Source organism: Mangrovimonas sp. CR14 (assembly GCF_011764015.1).
GTDB classification, from domain to species: domain Bacteria; phylum Bacteroidota; class Bacteroidia; order Flavobacteriales; family Flavobacteriaceae; genus Mangrovimonas; species Mangrovimonas futianensis.
In genome coordinates this window covers 53,147-72,323 of record NZ_JAAFZY010000007.1, presented here as the reverse complement: position 1 = coordinate 72,323, position 19,177 = coordinate 53,147, and the positions used below count along the sequence as shown (strand labels likewise).

Genomic DNA, 19,177 nt, shown 5'->3' with positions numbered 1-19,177 from the left:
TCTTTAAGAGTGTAGATTCCTACTAAAAATGTTAAAATCAAACTGTTAATTAATTATTATAAACATGAAAAAATCAATTAAAACCTATGTGTGCTTTTTGGGTGTCTTACTTCTTTTTGGTTGTAACCAATCGGGAGAAGGTAAAAGCTCACTTGAAGAACAGGAGAGTACTTCTCAAGAGAATGTGAATTTGGATAATTTCACCTCCATGCAAATGAAAGGTGTCGAGCAAATCGCTGTCGATGTCGATCTGGATGGCGCGGTAAAACGTCTATCCAAAGCTGTAACCTTTCCTACCATATCCAACCAGGATAGAAACGATTTCGACACCAAAGCCTTTTTGGATTATCACAAATTTTTGGAAGCATCCTATCCTTTGGTTCACAAGACCCTAAAAAAAGAGGTGCTTGGAGATCCTAGGCCTTATAGTTTATTGTACACCTGGGAAGGTAAAGATACAAGTTTAGAGCCGGCTCTATTTTATGCACATGAAGATGTGGTTCCAGTTCCTGCAGACTCCAGAGATCAATGGGAAGTTGATCCATTTGCTGGAACTGTAAAAGATGGGTATATCTGGGGTCGTGGTGTATTGGATGATAAAAACCAGATCCATGCCATTCTGGAAGCTGCCGAAATGAAAATTAAAGAGGGCTGGCAACCTAGCCGAACTATTTATTTTGTATTTGGACAAGATGAAGAAGTGGGCGGTCCGGAAGGAGCTAAACATATTGCCGATGTGTTGGAAGCGCGGGGTATTAAAAGATTTGCTTATGTCATGGACGAATCCGCCCCATTGACTCCAGGTATTTTTCCTGGCATTGAAGAGAATACAGCACTTATCGGTATTGCTCAAAAAGGCTTCATTAGTTTGGAATTGAAAATGGAAGGAGTTGGGGGCCATTCGTCTCAGCCACCTACGGAATCTAATATTGGCATTTTGGCCAAAGCCATTACCAAATTAGAGGAAGCACAGTTTCCTTATAGAATTCATCCAGCAGTTCGTTCACAATACCGCTATATGGGGCCTGAATTACCCGAAGAGCAACAACCTTTATATGCTGCTGTAGCCTTTGGTAAGGATGGAGAAGTGACTGATCTGGAACAGAAATTTATTGATGTCATGGCTCAAAACCAAGTTACTAGAGCTATGCTTCATACTACCATTGCGGTGTCTATGTTCAATGCAGGTGTCAAGGATAATGTGTTGCCACCAGCAGCTACGGCAGTCGTAAATTTCCGCCCAATGCCAGGTGATACGCCAGAAGTAATTATCCAGCATGTAAAAGATGCTATTCAAGACGATCGAATTTCAATAAAGGATATATCAGCTTCTACACCTGCTACTAACATTGCTGAAGTAGGGAATCCCGCTTATAATATGTTGGAGAAAACCATACGCCAAATCTGGGGAAATGATTTAATGGTCTCTCCTTTCTTTGTGATTGGTGGATCAGACTCCAAACATTTTCAGGCACGCCCGTTTGCTCCAGATGTTTATACCATTACTGCGTTGCAACTGGAAAACACTAAAGAATTTGAAGGGTTTCATGGAGTTAATGAACGGATATTGGTTAGTGAATATGGAAAATCCATTGGATTCTTCTATACCATATTTGACAATCTGGAAGAGCTGTAATTAAGTATAATCAAGAATAACAATATGATGATTAAAAATAAAGAACAAACAGTAGCAGTTGTCGGTGCAGGTGTCATTGGATGCAGTTGGGCAGCTTACTATGCTGTAAAAGGATATAAGGTGAATGTAAGTGATGTTAAGGAAGGATATCAAGAAAACGCAAGAGTGAGAATCAGCACTCTGGCAGCAGAGATCCCAAATACAGATGTAGAAAAAGCCATGGAACAAGTATCTTTTTTCACCTCAATTAAAGAAGCAGTCAAAGGCGTTGATCTCGTACAGGAGAACGGACCCGAAAGAGTTGATATTAAACAACAAATGTTTGCGGACTTTGAGGGCTTTGCTCCTGAAAAAGCATTACTCGTGTCATCCAGCTCGGGTACCGTACCGGCAGATCTTTCTGCAAAGATGGTAGCGCCAGAACGGGCCCTTATTGGCCACCCTGCCAATCCAGCTCATCTTTTACCTGTAGTAGAAATCTGTGGAGGGCAAAATACCCCCCGTGCACTTGTGGAGCGATTGGAGAAATTCTACCGTGATTGTGGACGAGTAACTGCTACGCTCAATAAACCCATCGAAGGTTTTGTGATTAACCGGTTGCAAACTTCATTGCTTCGTGAAGCCATTCATTTGGTGGGTGAAGGAGTAGTAAATGTAAAGGATTTGGACTCGCTTTTCATGGCATCCCTCGGTGTGCGATGGGCTTCCATAGGGCCATTCTTAACAGGGCAACTAGGGGGTGGTGAAGGTGGATTTAGAGGCATTACGGAAAACATCTTATCCTCACTATTTGCTTCGATGGGTTTTGAATCTATATCCATTGAAACATTGGATATGCTAGAGCAGCAGACCAACCAATTCTATCCCATGGATAAAATGAAGGCGTTTGCCAAAGTGCGTGATGAAAGACAAAAGGCAGTTCTGGAGATCCAAAAAAGCCATCCATTGCCAACAAATGATTGATTTTTAAAACCATATAAATATTAGAGTTATGGGCGATATATATAAATTAAAGTATACAAAGCTATATGCAGATAAAGAAGGTGAGACTCATTTTAAGGAGGAGGAATTCATCATGAACAGTAAAGACTATTCTCCTCCGGCTCCTCCGGTTTGGGTGGCCCCAAGAACTAGGGCAACCGGCAGTACTGTTGTTGCTTTCCCGATTGGGTGGTATGGTGATTTTCATCCAGCGCCCAAGCCACAATGGATGATGATCCTAAAGGGGTCTATGGAGGTGGAAGTAAGTGATGGAGAAAAACGAACGTTTCTTGCTGGTAGCATAGCTTTTTTAGACGATCTAGGAAGCAAGGGGCATATTAGCAGAAGTATTGGTAATGAGGTGTCTATAGTTTCAGTAACTGAGGTGGAATAGATGCTGAAGAAACTTTCTGCCATTACTAAATTTAAGAGAATTAAGAAAAACAGTGAAAAACAATAACAAATCACACCAATTATGAAATCTAAAATTTTAAGATTGTCAGTTGTTTTATTATTTCTGGCGATTTGCTTTAACATAAGTGCACAAGAAGCTGAAAAGCAAATTTTAATTACCAATGCCAAAATCTTTGACGGAACTAATAAGTTGGTCGAAGGCAAAGATGTTCTCATACAAGGAAACAAGATTGTTCAGATCGCTAAGGGCATTATGATTACGCAAGACGAGCATTCCCAAATCATCGATGCCTCTGGCAGGACGTTGATGCCAGGCCTTACTGATGCCCATTATCATTTAATGCATGCCCATATTGCCAGTATGCAAATTTTTGTGAATGACATTGGTTATCTGACATTGGTGGGAGCCGAAGCTGCTGAAGCAACATTGATGCGAGGATTTACGACTGTTCGAGATCTTGGAGGTCCGGTTTTTGGAATCAAGAAAATGATAGATGAGGGAAGAATTGTGGGACCAAGAATTTATGCTTCAGGAGCTTATATAACGCAGACCTCTGGCCACGGCGATTTCCGCTTTCCTAATGCAATGACCAGAAAGGACGGAAGGGAATTGCTTGATGGGGAAATTATGGGGTGGACAAAGATTGCCGATGGTGTCCCTCAGGTGATGAGACGGGTGCGTGAAAATTTAATGAGCGGTGCAACACAAATCAAGGTAATGGCGGGTGGAGGTGTTGCCTCACTCAGTGACCCACTGGATGTACAGCAATATACATTGGAGGAAATGAAGGCTGCGGTGGATGTGGCAGCGACCTGGAACACCTATGTAGCTGTGCATGCCTACTCAGATGTTGCGGTTCGTGGCGCTCTGGCAGCAGGGGTGCAATCTATTGATCACGGACAAATGATTACAGAAGACACCGCCAAACTGATTAAGGAAAAAGGTGCATGGCTTAGTTTACAACCCATACTTAATGATGAAGACGCCATTCCATTTCCCGATGGATCTTTCGAACAACAAAAATACTTGGCCATGACTGCAGGCACAGAAAAAGCCTACGAATTGGCCAAAAAGTATGATCTGAAGGTCGCCTTTGGTACTGACTTACAAAACGGTCCTGAGATTGCGGCCAAACAAGGTAAGGTACTGACAAAACTCAAAAGGTGGTATGAACCCTGGGAGTTATTGAAAATGGCCACCAGTACCAATTACGAACTCTTTAAGATGTGTGGCCCCAGAGATCCCTATCCCGGTGAAAATGGGGTAGTAAAAGAAGGAGCCCTTGCTGATTTGCTTTTGGTAGACGGAAACCCATTGGAAAATATCGACCTGATAGCCGATCCTGAAAATAACTTCAAGGTGATCATGAAAGATGGTAAAGTTTATAAAAACACTTTAAATAAGTAAACAATAATACTATGAAAAAATTAAACATAAACATCTTGTTGCTGATGCTGATGATACTAATAAGTGGATTCACATTTGCTCAAGAAGCAGAAACAAAAATTTTAATTACCAATGCCAAAATCTTTAATGGTGAAGATGAAAAATTAATCGATGGGGATATCCTTATCGAGAATAATATAATCAAACAAATAGGCCCAAGTATCAAAGCGCCTAAAGGTGCGGAGGTTATTGATGCAGCAGGGAAAACAGTGATTCCAGGTTTGATCGATATGCACTGGCATATGATGTGGGCTAAGCTCTCAGTGCCGGTAGTCATGTCGAAGGACGCCTTTTATTTAGGTATTATGGCAGCACAGACTGCAGAGGAAGACCTGCTACGCGGTTTTACCACCCTGCGTGACGTTGGGGGGAATACCTTTGGACTGAAAGAAGCCATTGACCAAGGAATTATTCCCGGGGCCCGTATTTTTCCTTCAGGCGCTTTGGTGAGTCAAACCTCCGGTCACGCAGATTTTCGACCAGGATTAGAGCCAAACCACGCACCTTATCTGGAGACATCTGGCCATACGATTATTGCAGATGGTGTTCCTGAAGTCTATCGCGCCGTACGTCAGCAGTTACGTCGCGGGGCCACCCAGATTAAACTCACTGCAGGTGGCGGTGTGTCGTCCGATATGGATCCACTTGATGTAAGACAATACTCTTTAGAGGAACTCAAAGCCGCAGTTGAAGCCGCTGACGAGTGGAACACTTACGTAGCAGTACACGCTTTTAGTGACGATGCGGTGCAAATGGCGATTAAAGCAGGTGTGAAGTCTATTGAGCATGGGATGCTACTAACCGATGAAACGGCAAAAATGATGGTAGAAAAAGATGTGTGGTTGAGTATTCAACCCATCCTTAACGATGAAGACGCCATTCCGTTTCCAGAGGGGTCGAATAATCAAAAAAAATACGTGGAAGTTACAAATGGTACTGATAACGCCTATGCACTGGCTAAGAAATATGGGGTGAAGACCGCCTGGGGAACAGACGTGATTTTCGATCCAGGACTTTGCCTAAAACACGGTAAGTTACTGGCTAAGCTAAAACGTTGGTACACACCGTACGAAGCCTTAAAAATGGCAACCTACGATAATGCCCAATTACTTAAGTTGAGTGGCCCGCGCAATCCATATCAACAAGGTGAATTAGGAGTAATCAAAGAAGGCGCCTATGCCGATATGATTATCGTGGATGGTAACCCGCTGGAGAACATCGATCTGGTTGCCGATCCTGAAAACAACTTTAAGGTGATCATGAAAGATGGTAAGATTTATAAAAACACATTAAAATAATAATATCATGAAAAAGTTAACACAGTTGTTTGCTGTTATTTTCATGCTTGGGATAGTCATGGTAGCATGCAAATCTCCCACTGAAAAAGTAGATGAAACTAAAACCACAGTTAAATCACTTCCAACAGACACGGAATTTGATGTCGTGATCCTCAATGGTAGAGTAATGGACCCGGAAACCAATTTTGACGGGGTTCGAAATGTGGGTATTAAGGATGGTAAAATTGGATTAATCACCGAAGCTGAAATCTCAGGAAAGGAAACCATTGATGCCACCGGATTGGTGGTGGCCCCTGGTTTTATTGATAGCCACCAACATTGCATTATGCCCTATGCCTATAGATTGATGGTACGCGATGGTCGTACAACCATTATGGATTTGGAGGTGGGAGCACCCGGATCCAAAGTAGATGCATTTTATAAAGGAAGAGAAGGAAAGTCACCGATCAATTTTGGGGTTTCAGTGTCACACGAGTTTGTACGTGCGGCTGTTCTGGATGGAATTGATAAATGGCAAACTTTTCATACCCCTGACATGCGCTTGACCAGAGGCGGCAGTGAGGGATGGTCCAAAACCAGACCAACGCTGGAACAAGGAAATCAAATCCTCTCTTTAATCGATGAAGGTCTTCGCCAGGGAGCATTAGGCGTAGGTTCTACCGTAGGCTACATGCGTGAAGGCGTATCATCCCGTGAAATTTTCGAATTGCAAAAGCTCGGCGGCAAGTATGGCCGCTATACCGGTATGCACTTCCGACTTACCCCGGGCAACGATGTGCAGGAAGTAATGGGTATACAGGAAATGCTGGCAAATGCTGCTGCTTTACATGCTCCGGCTATTGCGTTACACTTTAATAACCCCGGCTACAACATGGTACACGAATTATTAGTTCGAATGCGTGAACAAGGCTATAACGTTTGGGGCGAAGTATATCCTTACAATGCTGGTGGAACAGCTTTGAATGCTGTTTTTTTGGAACCTGAGGTATGGGTTCAATCACTGGGGTATAAGTATGAAGAAACGTTAATGGATGTTGAGACCGGGGAATTTTATACGCAAAAGTCGAGAGAGGAAATGCTTAAGAAAGAACCTACTCGTCTGGCTATTGTGTACAAAATGCCTGAAGAGGCGGTAATAGACTGGCTGAAACTGCCAGGAGTTGCGATAGGCAGTGATGGCATGCCGATAATAGAAGATGCCGGTCTGGAATGGGATACTCCCTATGAAGATATACCAAATACACATCCACGTTTTTCAGGAAGTTTTGCCAAGGTGTTGCGACTTGCCAGAGAAAATAATATTCCATTGATGCAGGTTGTATCCATGACCAGTTACAATAATGCCAAGCCTTTAGGTGAAATGGGTTTAAAGGCCATGCAAGTGCGCGGTCGTATGCAAGAAGGGATGGTAGCCGATATTACGATGTTCGATCCTGAAACCGTCACGGATCATGCCACTTACGCGAAAGGCACGCTTCCGTCCACAGGTATACCACACGTGATTGTGAACGGTATCATCGTGATGAGAGATTCAGAACCCATAAAACGTTTCGATGCCGGTCAGCCTATTCGTTTCGCAGTACAGGACAAAGGGAAATTTGAACCACTAACCGTGGAAGGATGGACACAGAAGTTTTACGCAGTGCCAGAAGATTTTAGTGGAACAAGTGGATTGCATATGGATTGATTAAACAGATAAATGAATATCTGATAAAAACGTATTAAAATAATTTCATTAAAAACGAAATAGTATGCAAAAAGCAAATCACATATTAATAATTTTAATCTTGCCGCTTCTGGCCATGTATAGTTGTAAGGAGGTTGAAAGCAAAACGCCGGAACAAGAAAGGCCAAAACAAAATGACGATTCCGGCGTCATTTATGCCAATCGTGAAGACATAGCTTCCAATATCTCATTCGATGAAGTAGCACGAATCAGCACTTATTTCCATCAACCTGAAAATGCCGTAAAAATTCAGTTTCCAAGTACTGAAACCGAATACGCCTGGCAACACTGGTCGCAGTTTTATATTACCGCACCGCTTTTCAGAAGTGGACAAGTAAGTGAGCTGCCTTATAACATTCATCCTGAAATTAGTGAAATAAGTTTTATGGGCAGGGACAGCAAAAAAGAAACGGTAAATTCTCATTTTGAGAACTTCCCCATAGATGCCATGGTAGCCGTAAAAGGAGGCGAAATTGTATATGAACGCTATAAAACCATGCGTCCTGATGATAAGCATATTTGGTTCTCGTGCAGTAAGGTTACAGGTGCTACCATGCTCGCCTTTTTGGAGTATGAAGGTAAAGTGGATGTTACAAAGCCCGTTACCTTTTATCTCGAAGAGCTGAAAGGAAGTGACTGGGATGGCGTAACCGTAGAGGAAACCTTGGATATGGCTACCGGATTGAACGGGACCGAACATGACGAACCTTTACATGATTCCAGAACCAATCCTGAACAAATCTGGTTTCGATGGGCCGCAACATCCGATGTGGCTGTTTTACCGGGAGACAGAAGTAAAAACTGGTATGATATTCTGGGCGAGATGAAACGGGTAAAACCAGGGCACGAAGCATTTGAATACAATTCCATCAATACCTTCGTGATTAACCGGATTGTAGAAAAGGTTGGTAAAATGCCAATGCACGAACAATTAAGTGAACGTATTTGGAGTAAACTGGGGATGGAACATGATGCCGATCTTTCAGTTAGCCCAAGTGGGAAAACGTTGGGTTGGTTAGGAATGAATACTAGTGTACGAGATATGGCACGATTTGGTATGGCTTTTACACCCAGTGGAAGTAAACTGGCTGGAGAGCAAATTATCCCTGATGCCATCATTAAAAAGATTCAAGATACCTCGCATTCCGATATGTATGCCAAGGCCTATGCAGGGAAAAAATTCGCGGAATCTTTCCCTGATGTAAGGGGTTTGGCGAATAGATACCAGTGGGATGTGGTATTTCCAAATGGCGATTTCTTTAAAAGTGGTGTTGGCGGTCAAGGACTTTTTGTTTCACCATCCCAAGATATGGTGGTAGCCTGGTTCTGTACTGGTGATGGAAACAATCTAGAAGAGGTCATGGCCAGAGAGATTATTTATAGTCTGGCTGAATAAAAAATTGTAAGCATTAATCATGTTCTTTTAGGAACACAACATAAAATTACCATGACATTAAAGAATTATAAAGTTTTTCTGTTTTTGGTGGCAATTCTGTTACCTATGGGGATGTATGCCCAAGTAGAAACGGTCAAGGATTCTGTACAAAACCATTTGGTTATCCCAGATAGGGATCTCAAGGAAGATATTCTAAAAACGGCATCCGAGAAATTTACCAGTAACGATTTTCCTGGTTCATGGCCCATGTTTGGTACCGATTTACGCATGAAAATAGGCGGGTATTTAAAGGTGGATGCTCTCTATGATTTTGATGGAACCACCGATAAAAGTCAGTTTTTAATGTCTACGATCCCTGTAGAAGGAGAACCCGATTATGGAAATGAAGGGTATCTTTATTTCATTGCTAGGGAAACGCGGATTAATGTAGACATCCGACGTTTTGCTGAAGATAAAATCCCTTTACAGCTTTTTATAGAAGGTGATTTTTGGTCTGATGGGAATCAGTTTAGATTGAGGCATGCCTATGTCACAGCAGGCGATTTTATCATTGGGCAAACCTGGACGACTCTTTCTTTTCTACAATCTATGGCTTTCATGATAGACTTTGCTGCAGGTGATGCCCTTGCGGGAGGACGATCGGTTCAAATAAGATATCAAAAACAAGTATCAGATAAAATTATGATCGCTGCAGGTCTTGAATACCAAGGTTTCCTAGGTATTGAGAATCCGAATGATTTCGAGGGTCAAGCCAATTTACAATTACCTTTATTGGCTTTAAGAATGGACTACAAATGGAAAACAGGGATTTTATGGACCGGAGCAAGTTTTGCGCAATTAAGATGGGATGGAGGCTCTACCGGGCCATCTGATCAAACGTTACAATGGGAAGTCATTGTGGCAGGCCGGCAATATATTGGCAAAAACAACTATGTGTGCTTTAATTTTAACTATGGTGATGCCTATGGCGAGAACATTATTGCCTTTGCTGGCAGTCAGGCCAATGCGGTGTTAAATACCGAAGGAAAACTGGATCCTATCTTGGCCAAATCGGCTTTAGTAGGTTTTATGCACAGATGGGCGCCAGGTTTGGAATCCAATTTCAATTATGCGTATGGCTGGTTAGATGCTCCAAATTCCAGAGCGCCTTATGCTTTAAAAAGAGGCGGAGTAGGACACGTAAATCTCGTTTATCATTTTGATAAAAATTTCTCTATAGGAGCTGAATACATGTGGGGAGCACAGCGAACAGCCAATGATGCTCTGGGTAGAGCAGGTAGATTACAAACCATGGCCAAATTTGCATTTTAAAAAATTAAATTAAATAAAGTAAAGATGAAAAAAAATAATTATTTAGTATCAATTATATTGATCCTTTTGGTCTCTAACACCATTTGGGCGCAAGAGGATTCTGAGGAACCTAAAAGTAATGATGATATTGCAAAGGAACTATCCAACCCCAATACCACATTGGGTACCATGGCGTTTCCTATTGATGTGGTGTTTTATAACGGTGATTTGCCAGATGCAAACAAACAAACGGGTTCGTTACTAAACTTTCAGCCCAGTTTACCTATTCCACTTTCGCCCGGGGTCAACTTGTTTGTAAGACCTTTGGTTCCTATTTATTTGAGTCAACCCACTTTTGAAGCTAATGGATTTGAACAGAAAGGAGTCAATCTCGGAAATATTAGTGCCGATGTCGCTGTTGGAAAAACTTTTCCCTCTAAGTTAATAGGGATTGTTGGTGTTTTTGGGAGCTTCCGGACCGCCTCAGATAAGGCATTGAGGTCAAATTACAATTTACTAGGGCCAGAACTAATGGTGGCTCAGATATTTGATTGGGGGGTTTTGGGAATCATGTTTAATCATGCTTGGAGTCTGAACAGTATAGATGCTGATGTGACCAGTTCAACCGTACTTCCTGATGATTTTTACACAAGTACTGCAGGCAGGAAAGAAACAGCCAGTATTACCGCAGGTCAATATTTTTATGTCTATAACCTAAGTAAGGGTTGGCAAATCACAGGACAGCCTACTTTTTCATACAACCATAAAGCTGCTAAAGGAAATAAATTTACTTTTCCCGTAGGAACAGGAGTGAATAAGATAACACGTTTTGGAAAAATGCCCATTAAATTGAGTATGCAATACTGGTATTATGTGGCCTCTCCAGACAGTTTTGGTCCGCAACATCAAATTAGGCTGCAAATTGCACCAGTGGTTCCATTACCTTGGTAATACCAAGTTTTTTTATAACAGGGGGTATAAATGGTTTATGAGGAGATTCTCTAAGTAAACCTACATCTCATAAAAAATCATAATATGAAGTCTCACCATTTTCAATACTTTATTATATATTACAAACATTTCATCACAAAAACCAGTTATTGGTTTGTCTTTCTGCTTCTAGGTTCTTTGCAATTAGTTGCTCAAGAAACAGGTACTCCATGGCCTAAGGAAATAGAATCTGGATCTTATATCATCACCCTTTATCACCCTGAGAACATCAGTTATATAGACTTACGATTGGATGCTAATACAGCTTTTTCAGTAAAAAAGGGAGAAGAAGGTACCCCAACTTTTGGAATGATGTGGACAACCTCCCTTTTGGATGTGGACCGCAATACCAGAATAGCAAGTTTGGTATCTGTAAAGGTTAATGAAGTAAGATTTCCAGAAGAGGTTTCAGAAGAAAGTAAAAATAGTTTCAAAAAGCTCATTGAAGAAGAAGTGCCCAAGTGGGATGTACAATTTTCATTAGATGATCTTATTGAGTCGATTGAGAATGTCAGTGCTTATGATGCTGATCTAAATACGTCTCCACCCAAAATTTTGTTTTCGTCAGTACCATCTGTATTGATTAGTATTGATGGTGAACCTAAATTTAAGGCAGCTGAAAAGGAAACTGAGGTTATTTTAAATTCGTCAGCCTTTATTGCGCATGACACCCAAAGTGGTCTCTATTATTTAAAAGGAGGTGACTTTTGGTATGAAGCTAAGGCGGCCCTAGGTCCGTGGAACACCATAAAAAAGGCACCATCCAAGATTAGGAAATTGGCCAAAAAAGCTGAGTCAGATACAGATGATGAGGAAGAGGAAGACTACCAAGGAGTCCCGCCAAAAATTATTGTGACCACCGAACCCAGTGAATTAATTGTCACCGATGGGGAACCTTCTTATGCCCCTTTACAAAACACGAGCTTGCTCTATGTGGAAAACTCTCAGGACGATTTGTTTATGAACATCAACCAGCAGAGTTATTACATTCTACTTTCTGGAAGATGGTTTACCTCTAAAAGTGTGGAAGGTCCATGGAATTTTGTAGAAGCTGATGCCTTACCAGAAGACTTTAAAAAAATTGGTAGCGAGTCAAAAAAAGGTCATGTTTTACCAAGTGTAGCTGGAACCAAAGAAGCAAAAGAGGCTTTATATGATAACCAAATTCCGCAAACAGCAGCAGTAGATCGAACTACCCAAGCCTCAAAAGTAAACTATGATGGAGAGCCTGCCTTTGAGAAAATAGAAGGGCTTCAATTAGAGTATGCTGTCAACACCCAAAGTGATGTGTTTAAGGATAAAAATACCTATTATCTGTGTGATAATGCCATTTGGTTTGAGAGTTCCAGTCCTAATGGTCCTTGGAAAGTTTCTAATGACAGGCCTTCTGAAGTATCTCAAATACCTCCAGAGAATCCAAAATACAACACCAAATATGTTTATATCTATGAAACGACTCCATCAGTAGTTTATGTTGGTTATACACCAGGCTATTACGGGTCATACGTTTATCACAATACTATTTTTTATGGTACAGGTTATTATTACAACCCTTGGTATAATGGGTTTTATTATAGGTATCCTTTTACTTATGGTTTCTCTGTGCGCTACAACCCGTGGTATGGATGGTCTTTTGGATTTCATTTTGGTTCTCCATTTGCTTGGTGGGGCTATGGTTATTGGGGAAGATGGAATTATTGGGGACCTCCTTTTTACAGACCTCCTTATTATAGACCAGGCTATCGCCCAAGACCGAGTCGTCCCATATATCATGGCGGTAGAAGAGGGGTTAATAGGTATGCTAGACCAGTCACTCGGCCAAATGTGAGACCGAATAGACCTTCAACAAGACCAACAACCAGACCGAATACTAGGCCTACGACCAGACCTAATACCCGACCAACAACACCATCAACGAGACCAACTACTAGGCCAACAACGAGACCTAATATGCCTTCTACGAGGCCCTCAACCAGGCCAAGTGTTCCAACAACTAGGCCTCAAACAAGACCTAGTAGACCTATGACAAGGCCAGCTCCAAGACCTAGTAGACCTGTAGCTAGACCAGCAGGTGGAAGAGTAAGAAGGTGATTTGTAGCATATTAAAAGAAAGAATAATTTTATTTTTATCACTGATGGCTTCGTTTTTAAGATAGAAACCAGAGAAGGTGAATTGGAATTATTAAACTTCAATGTTATTTGCTACAAACTTTATGAGATTTATTTAGTGTAGGTAGGAATAATCCTTGATAAGTAGTTTGATAATTAACTGACTACAGTTTAAGCTTCTTTCCTAGCGGAACATTGAAACCAAAATATAAGGTTGCATTTTCTTGTTCCTTGGTAAATGCATTTCCTATTAGGGTGCTGGATCCAACGAAAAAGAATTTGTACCTTAAAGCCAATCCCAGACGGTTTTTGTCAGGCTTATGAAAGAAAGGTAAGTAGACACCCCATGCCTTATTTTCAAATCGAGGTGTAAGACCAAAACTCCATTGATTGTTGTTGGAAATATTTTTTATATTCCTGTAGAAACTGGGTTGGTACCCTAAATAGGTAGCTAAATACCAGTTTGGTCTAAAACAATAATCACTCGTTAGTGCATAAGAGGAAGGAAGGTCCAATTTAAACGAATTATTACTTGTTTCACTAAATTCTACAACACCTTTAAGTGTGTCTATTAATTCCTGAATCGAGTTAATATTTTCAAAAGTGTCATAAGAAATTTCTTGAACTGAAATATGAAATGTACCACTTTCGATATCTGAGGAATACTTCAGTGATCCTAGGTTTTTTGCAACCAATCCCAATTTGAAAAGATAAGGAATATCTGGTTTATGACTTGGGCTGTAGGAGTATGAAACACCCAAATCCACCCCAAAACCTTTATCTCCAAATAAGTCAATGTTTCCAGTATTTATTACTTCTCCCAAGTTTTTATTAATGGCATAAGTAACCTCCATATCAAAGTAATCAATTTGATCGGGATCGTAAGAAACATCGATGCCGTCGAGATCAAAATAGCCAGCACCTCCACCTACCAAATAGTTTAAATTAAAGCCGCCTGTTATTTGATGTTCCTTATTTTTCCAAATTAACCCAGACCAGCTCAATGAAAATTCTGTCCACTGATTTACAATACCTTTGAAATATTCTCCTTGAAGGTCATTTAAACCTTCGGGGTTCGATATTCCTTGAAATAAATGCACAAGATCATTATTAGAAGTTTTATATAACCCATGAGCCGGTAATTTAATAGAGAATGCAAGGGCATGTTTTGCATTTATTTTATAGGAAACAGAAGGAAGCATCACAGAACCTAAAACAACCAACTCCAAATTTTCAGTATTAAGAAACAAGTCAAGATTATCCCATTTGGTCGATTTTATGATAGAATTAAAGTAATTTTCTTCACCTAAGGTCATATTATGAGTAAACTGGAGATCTGCAGAAAGAATATTGACCTGCCATCTTCTTTCATTTCTAACGAGATCAGCAGGTTGGTTGTAAATGTTTTGTAATGGGAAATAATTACTAGAATGAATGCCTTTGAAGTCTTGTGCGTGTGAAGAAAGACAAAAAATTAAGGGTATTAATATTGTCCATTTATATGAAAATTTAAAGAACAAGGATTTCAAATTTTATATATAAAAACTAGGGAGTTTGGATATAATTTCTACTATTAAAGGTACAACAATTATACTGAAGTTTTTACAAAAAAAAAGGAGCCTGACAATCCATCAGGCTCCAAGCTAATAATCAAAAGGTTGGTTAGTTACTCTTCAGATTATTTCTTAATAAATCTATTGATAATATTTCCTCCTTTATTGTCAGAAATTTTTATTAAATATATACCATTGGCTAATTCTGATACATTTACTTTATTTGATTTGGTATTGTTCAAAACAACTTCCCCCAACATATTATATATCACTACAGATTCAACCTGTCTACCTTTCTCAAATGAAATGTTCATGACATCGCTTACAGGATTAGGGTACATTAATACTTCAACAGCATCCATGATAGGATCTTCAATACTTAATGTTTCATATGCTACATCATATGAAATCACTCCTAAATCTATAGTAGCTAAATAGGCAGTAAATCCAGAACCATCTTCCAAGAAGTCAAAAGCAATACTTGATGAATTGGTGTTTAATAATTCTGATGTTGGTACCATAGTCCATGTTGCACCATTATCTGTTGAGAAATGGATGGCTGAACTGCTATATTGAGAAGCTGTAACAGCAGCTACCAAAACTTCGGAATTATTCGGATCATAAACCACTTTTTGAACGTTGTTAGTGGCTAAAACTTGATTCCAAGTCTGGTAACCATCTGTTGATTTCCAGACACCATTAGAGGTTGCTAATACAAATTCGGCACTGACATTTGGATTATTTATAATTTGAAAGACAAATTCCCCGTTTGAATCTAAAGTTAATCCGTTACTAGCGTTACTCCATGTAGTTCCGCGATCTGATGACGACCACACCTCGCCGCCAATACCAGCCAGTACCTCTTGATTGTTTGCAGGGTTCACCCAAGTAGAATAATGCCTCCCTTCTGAAGGAACCGCTATATCAATAATTGTTGGGCTCCAAGGATCAGACCCTGTTACATCAATAATTTTTGTACTTCCTCCTGAAAACACATCAAATGAAACCCATACTTCATTGGTATTAACAGGATCTGGTTGCATATGCAATACTGGATCCCAAAAACCAGTGTAAAATGTTTGGAAAGTTTGACCATGGTCTGTGCTTATGCCTAAAAACCTTCCGTTAAAATTTTCTGCAGATGAAAATATTCTTCCATATTGACCTGTATCTACAATATACATGGGAGAAGAAGATCCAGACACATAATCCAACCCTTGTACTCCATAACTAGTTTCAGAACCATCATTGAGGTTTTTTGTAACCAAGCCTTCTTGGAGGCTATAGTACAAATAAGGATCTTGACCTCCCTCATTTTCAGAAACAGCCACTGAATTGACCCATGAATATGGTGTATAGGTACGTTCTAAAGTTAAGCCTCCATCAGTTGATTTATGTGGATACCAATTGGAAGTAAAGAACATCTCATCATCGATAAAAGGATTGAAAGTTGCCGACAAACCAAAATAGTAATTGTTTGTATCTAAGGAGTCATAAACATAACTAGTCCAAGTAACTCCTCCATCATAACTTATAATAATTTCGTTAACACCAAGTATAAATATTTCGTCTTGATTGGATGGGTGGAATATAATCTCATTGACACCTGTGTCCCAATAATCATCAAATGGTATATCAAGTTGGCTCCAGTTAGCACCTCCATCTAAAGTTTGATAAACTGCTTCATCAACCCCCCAACCTGGATCAGAGCCGATAATCCAATGGTCAGAATTAAAAGGATCTACAGCCACACCAACTAAGTGGATGTTTTCATAATATTCAGTCCAGTTACTTCCAGCGTCATCACTCACTAAAAATCCTCCATTCACACCATTAGAGCCATTATTTCTGGTGATAAACAATTGATTAGGATTATTGTAATTAATAAGAACTTTGTTTACCGCGATATAATTGAAGTCTGCCTCGTCATAAACTAAAGTCCAGTTTTCACCACCATCAGTAGAATAGTGAACACGATCAAATGATTCCAATCCAATACGATATCCTTCATTATATAGCATAATATCCGTATCGGCTTCATAAATATTGTATTCAGCTACCCATCTATAATCTGCGACGTTGTTCTCAGGCCTATTTATTGCTGTTAAGTTTTGGGTTGCCAATTCCAAAAGATAAATAGTATTTTCCGCTTCATAATTGGAATTGCTTAAGTAAAAACTTAAATGTGTATCATTCAACATTCTAAGTTCATTAACGGTTCCTGATGGGAGGGAATAAAGAACATCCCAAGTGGCACCATTGTCTTCAGATACCATGATGTGGTTTCCCATACTGGATGCGTACAAACGATTTTCTATGTTTTGATCATATACTAAATCGAAAATTCTGCCATATTCATTGGATGCTAAAAACGATACTTGAGATTGAATAAATAAAGGGGCGAGTAAAAAAAATGTAGCAATAAATAAGCCCATTTTTTTCTTTTTGTAATTGTCTTTCATATTCTAAACTGTTTTTCACAAAAATCGTGAAATCAACAGTTTGAACTCAAATTTTAAGACGGACAAAACGTGACATATCACATAAAAAATGTGATGGTCTTTATAATTGAGAAATGTAGGAATACAGATCTTCCTTATCTGAAAGCTCCATTTTTTTTGAGATTCGTTCCTTTCTTTTTCGACAGGCATCTGGGGTAATATTCATAATGGAAGCGATCTCTTTCATGGATAGGTTCATGTATAAATACGAAATAAAGCGCATATCGTTGGCATTTAAATTTTCATGCTTGTTCTTCAATCGTTTTAAAAGTCCGTGATTAACTTCATCAAAATACTTGGCAAAATCTCCCCATTCTTCATCTTCTTTTAGCAACGCTTTTAAACGCTTAATATGTCCTTTGGTTTCTTTTACGGGCTTTATTTTATCTGACTGCTCCAAGTCTTGGATGATGGATTCTACCAATTTGTTACGTTCTGTCAAAAACAAGGCTCTTGCAGATAGTTTTCGGTTTTTGGAAGCGATTTCGTGTTTGTGCTGTTCTTGCTCCAATAATAATCTTGTTTTGTTTTCTTCCAATTGCTTTTCCAATAACAAATTGTTGGCTTTCTCATTTTCCAATTCCAAATTGAGTATTTTCTCTTGTCTATGTAAAAGATCTTTACGTTGTTTATTGCGAATGCGTGCCAATCTCAATGCCCAAATCAACAAGAAAATAATGATTAAAGCCCCAGAAAGAATAACAATAATTAGCCTTCTTTGGGATTGGTTTTGTTGTCGCTCTTTGGTTAATTGACTCTCATAATTCAGAACGTCAAACTTCACTTTATTGGCTTGATATTGCTGTCCGCTCCTTAAATCATAAATAACCTGTCTTAAACGGCTCATGCTATCCATTGCAACAAGAGCCTTCTTATAATTTTCTGATTTCCGATTAATCTCGTTGATATTAGAGAAAATTTCGTATCGTGTATTAATATTGATTGGTGCCTGTAAAAGGGCATTTGTACATAGATCAAGAGCTTTAGTAATATGGCCTTGATTACTTTCTATTTTAGAAAGCGTAAGCATAAGAGCCACCTTGTTTTCGGCGTGCCGCTTTTCTTTTAGTTGGGGCAAAAGGTGTTCAATCTTTACTTTGGCCATTTCAATATTTCCCAGGTCCTTTTCAAGAATGGCCATAGCAGCTTGCGCTTCCAAAAGATAATCGGGTTCAGATTTTAATAAATCAATGGCTGTCTTTAAATAAGGTAGGGCTTCAAGAAATTCTTCTTTATCAGAAAAAACTTGAGCCAAATTAATGGCGTAAATTCCCCTTTTCAATGGATCCTTTTCTTTTGCGGAAAGCTCATAGGCCTTTTTGAAATATTCTATGGCTTTGTCTAGATTCTTTTCTTGAGAGTAAAGAATGGCTATATTGTTTAAGGAAGTCATTTCATAGGAATCATCCAGTTCCTTGATCGCTAAAGTATAGGCTTCCAAATAGTACTTGAGAGCTTCATCGGTGTCCAGTAATTTATGGTAGTTGAGACCAATATTATTTATAGACACAAATAAATTTTTATAATCCTCTTCTTCTTCGGCAATAGCACGCGCCTCTGTTAAAAGCTCAAGGGAGGCCGTATAATTACCAATCATCATGGAATCTACTCCTTTGACTATTAAATCATGAGTTTGGTCTTGACCATACAATGAAAGAGAACAAACTGCTAGGAATAAAGTAAATATTGTTGTTTTCAATTTTATTAAGACCATCAAATATTCTTTAAACGTAAAAATAGCATAATTCAACTATTCATAGTGCATAGGAACTAAATAGCTACAGTAATAAATTATTGGCAAGGTGTAAAGTTAAATGATACCCTAAAATAGAATGT

At 39.5% G+C, this 19,177-nt stretch carries 13 protein-coding genes; 10 read left to right on the top strand and 3 right to left on the bottom strand.

Annotated elements, in window-relative coordinates; translation table 11 throughout:
- Positions 1 to 64: 64 nt before the first annotated feature.
- The 10 genes from GZ212_RS13950 to GZ212_RS13905 all read left to right on the top strand — a co-directional run bounded on the left by GZ212_RS13950 (position 65) and on the right by GZ212_RS13905 (position 13,269).
- On the top strand, positions 65 to 1,636 hold the full coding sequence (locus tag GZ212_RS13950) for a M20 family peptidase (protein WP_166961464.1): 1,572 nt from the start codon (positions 65 to 67) through the stop codon (positions 1,634 to 1,636).
- Positions 1,637 to 1,660: 24 nt separating this feature from the next.
- A complete protein-coding gene (locus GZ212_RS13945; protein ID WP_166961461.1) occupies positions 1,661 to 2,599 on the top strand; it encodes a 3-hydroxyacyl-CoA dehydrogenase NAD-binding domain-containing protein in 939 nt (312 codons plus the stop codon).
- 28 nt (positions 2,600 to 2,627) lie between these two features.
- Positions 2,628 to 3,011 (top strand): hypothetical protein, encoded by a 384-nt coding sequence (locus tag GZ212_RS13940; RefSeq protein WP_166961458.1) that lies wholly within the window; start codon positions 2,628 to 2,630, stop codon positions 3,009 to 3,011.
- 327 nt (positions 3,012 to 3,338) lie between these two features.
- A complete protein-coding gene (locus GZ212_RS13935) occupies positions 3,339 to 4,439 on the top strand; it encodes an amidohydrolase family protein (RefSeq protein WP_240923821.1) in 1,101 nt (366 codons plus the stop codon).
- 11 nt (positions 4,440 to 4,450) lie between these two features.
- Complete coding sequence (locus tag GZ212_RS13930) at positions 4,451 to 5,776, top strand: amidohydrolase family protein (RefSeq protein ID WP_206080452.1); 1,326 nt, start codon at positions 4,451 to 4,453, stop codon at positions 5,774 to 5,776.
- Positions 5,777 to 5,783: 7 nt separating this feature from the next.
- The gene (locus GZ212_RS13925) at positions 5,784 to 7,463 is read left to right on the top strand and encodes an amidohydrolase family protein (RefSeq protein WP_206080451.1); all 1,680 of its coding nucleotides are present in this window, start codon (positions 5,784 to 5,786) and stop codon (positions 7,461 to 7,463) included.
- A gap of 64 nt (positions 7,464 to 7,527) precedes the next feature.
- Positions 7,528 to 8,898, top strand: coding sequence for a serine hydrolase (locus GZ212_RS13920; protein ID WP_206080450.1), 1,371 nt, complete (start codon positions 7,528 to 7,530; stop codon positions 8,896 to 8,898).
- 51 nt (positions 8,899 to 8,949) lie between these two features.
- On the top strand, positions 8,950 to 10,209 hold the full coding sequence (locus GZ212_RS13915) for a DcaP family trimeric outer membrane transporter (protein ID WP_166961451.1): 1,260 nt from the start codon (positions 8,950 to 8,952) through the stop codon (positions 10,207 to 10,209).
- A 24-nt stretch (positions 10,210 to 10,233) separates the two neighbouring features.
- Positions 10,234 to 11,139 (top strand): hypothetical protein, encoded by a 906-nt coding sequence (locus GZ212_RS13910; protein ID WP_166961448.1) that lies wholly within the window; start codon positions 10,234 to 10,236, stop codon positions 11,137 to 11,139.
- 84 nt (positions 11,140 to 11,223) lie between these two features.
- Positions 11,224 to 13,269 (top strand): carbohydrate-binding family V/XII, encoded by a 2,046-nt coding sequence (locus GZ212_RS13905; RefSeq protein ID WP_166961445.1) that lies wholly within the window; start codon positions 11,224 to 11,226, stop codon positions 13,267 to 13,269.
- A gap of 182 nt (positions 13,270 to 13,451) precedes the next feature.
- On the opposite strand, the gene GZ212_RS13900 is transcribed toward GZ212_RS13905, so the two are convergent.
- The 3 genes from GZ212_RS13900 to GZ212_RS13890 form a co-directional block, all read right to left on the bottom strand.
- Positions 13,452 to 14,807, bottom strand: coding sequence for a DUF5723 family protein (locus GZ212_RS13900; protein WP_166961442.1), 1,356 nt, complete (start codon positions 14,805 to 14,807; stop codon positions 13,452 to 13,454).
- Between the two features lie 158 nt (positions 14,808 to 14,965).
- Entirely contained in the window at positions 14,966 to 17,302 is a 2,337-nt protein-coding gene (locus tag GZ212_RS13895) for a T9SS type A sorting domain-containing protein (protein WP_166961439.1), read from the bottom strand.
- Positions 17,303 to 17,402: 100 nt separating this feature from the next.
- On the bottom strand, positions 17,403 to 19,040 hold the full coding sequence (locus GZ212_RS13890; RefSeq protein WP_166961436.1) for a tetratricopeptide repeat protein: 1,638 nt from the start codon (positions 19,038 to 19,040) through the stop codon (positions 17,403 to 17,405).
- Positions 19,041 to 19,177: the final 137 nt, after the last annotated feature.

Coding starts and splice junctions, on each gene's coding strand:
- GZ212_RS13915 (WP_166961451.1), top strand. CDS start 8,950: ATGACATTAAAGAATTATAAAGTTTTTCTGTTTTTGGTGGCAATTCTG.
- GZ212_RS13950 (WP_166961464.1), top strand. CDS start 65: ATGAAAAAATCAATTAAAACCTATGTGTGCTTTTTGGGTGTCTTACTT.
- GZ212_RS13945 (WP_166961461.1), top strand. CDS start 1,661: ATGATGATTAAAAATAAAGAACAAACAGTAGCAGTTGTCGGTGCAGGT.
- GZ212_RS13940 (WP_166961458.1), top strand. CDS start 2,628: ATGGGCGATATATATAAATTAAAGTATACAAAGCTATATGCAGATAAA.
- GZ212_RS13910 (WP_166961448.1), top strand. CDS start 10,234: ATGAAAAAAAATAATTATTTAGTATCAATTATATTGATCCTTTTGGTC.
- GZ212_RS13895 (WP_166961439.1), bottom strand. CDS start 17,302: ATGAAAGACAATTACAAAAAGAAAAAAATGGGCTTATTTATTGCTACA.
- GZ212_RS13925 (WP_206080451.1), top strand. CDS start 5,784: ATGAAAAAGTTAACACAGTTGTTTGCTGTTATTTTCATGCTTGGGATA.
- GZ212_RS13905 (WP_166961445.1), top strand. CDS start 11,224: ATGAAGTCTCACCATTTTCAATACTTTATTATATATTACAAACATTTC.
- GZ212_RS13930 (WP_206080452.1), top strand. CDS start 4,451: ATGAAAAAATTAAACATAAACATCTTGTTGCTGATGCTGATGATACTA.
- GZ212_RS13920 (WP_206080450.1), top strand. CDS start 7,528: ATGCAAAAAGCAAATCACATATTAATAATTTTAATCTTGCCGCTTCTG.
- GZ212_RS13935 (WP_240923821.1), top strand. CDS start 3,339: ATGCCAGGCCTTACTGATGCCCATTATCATTTAATGCATGCCCATATT.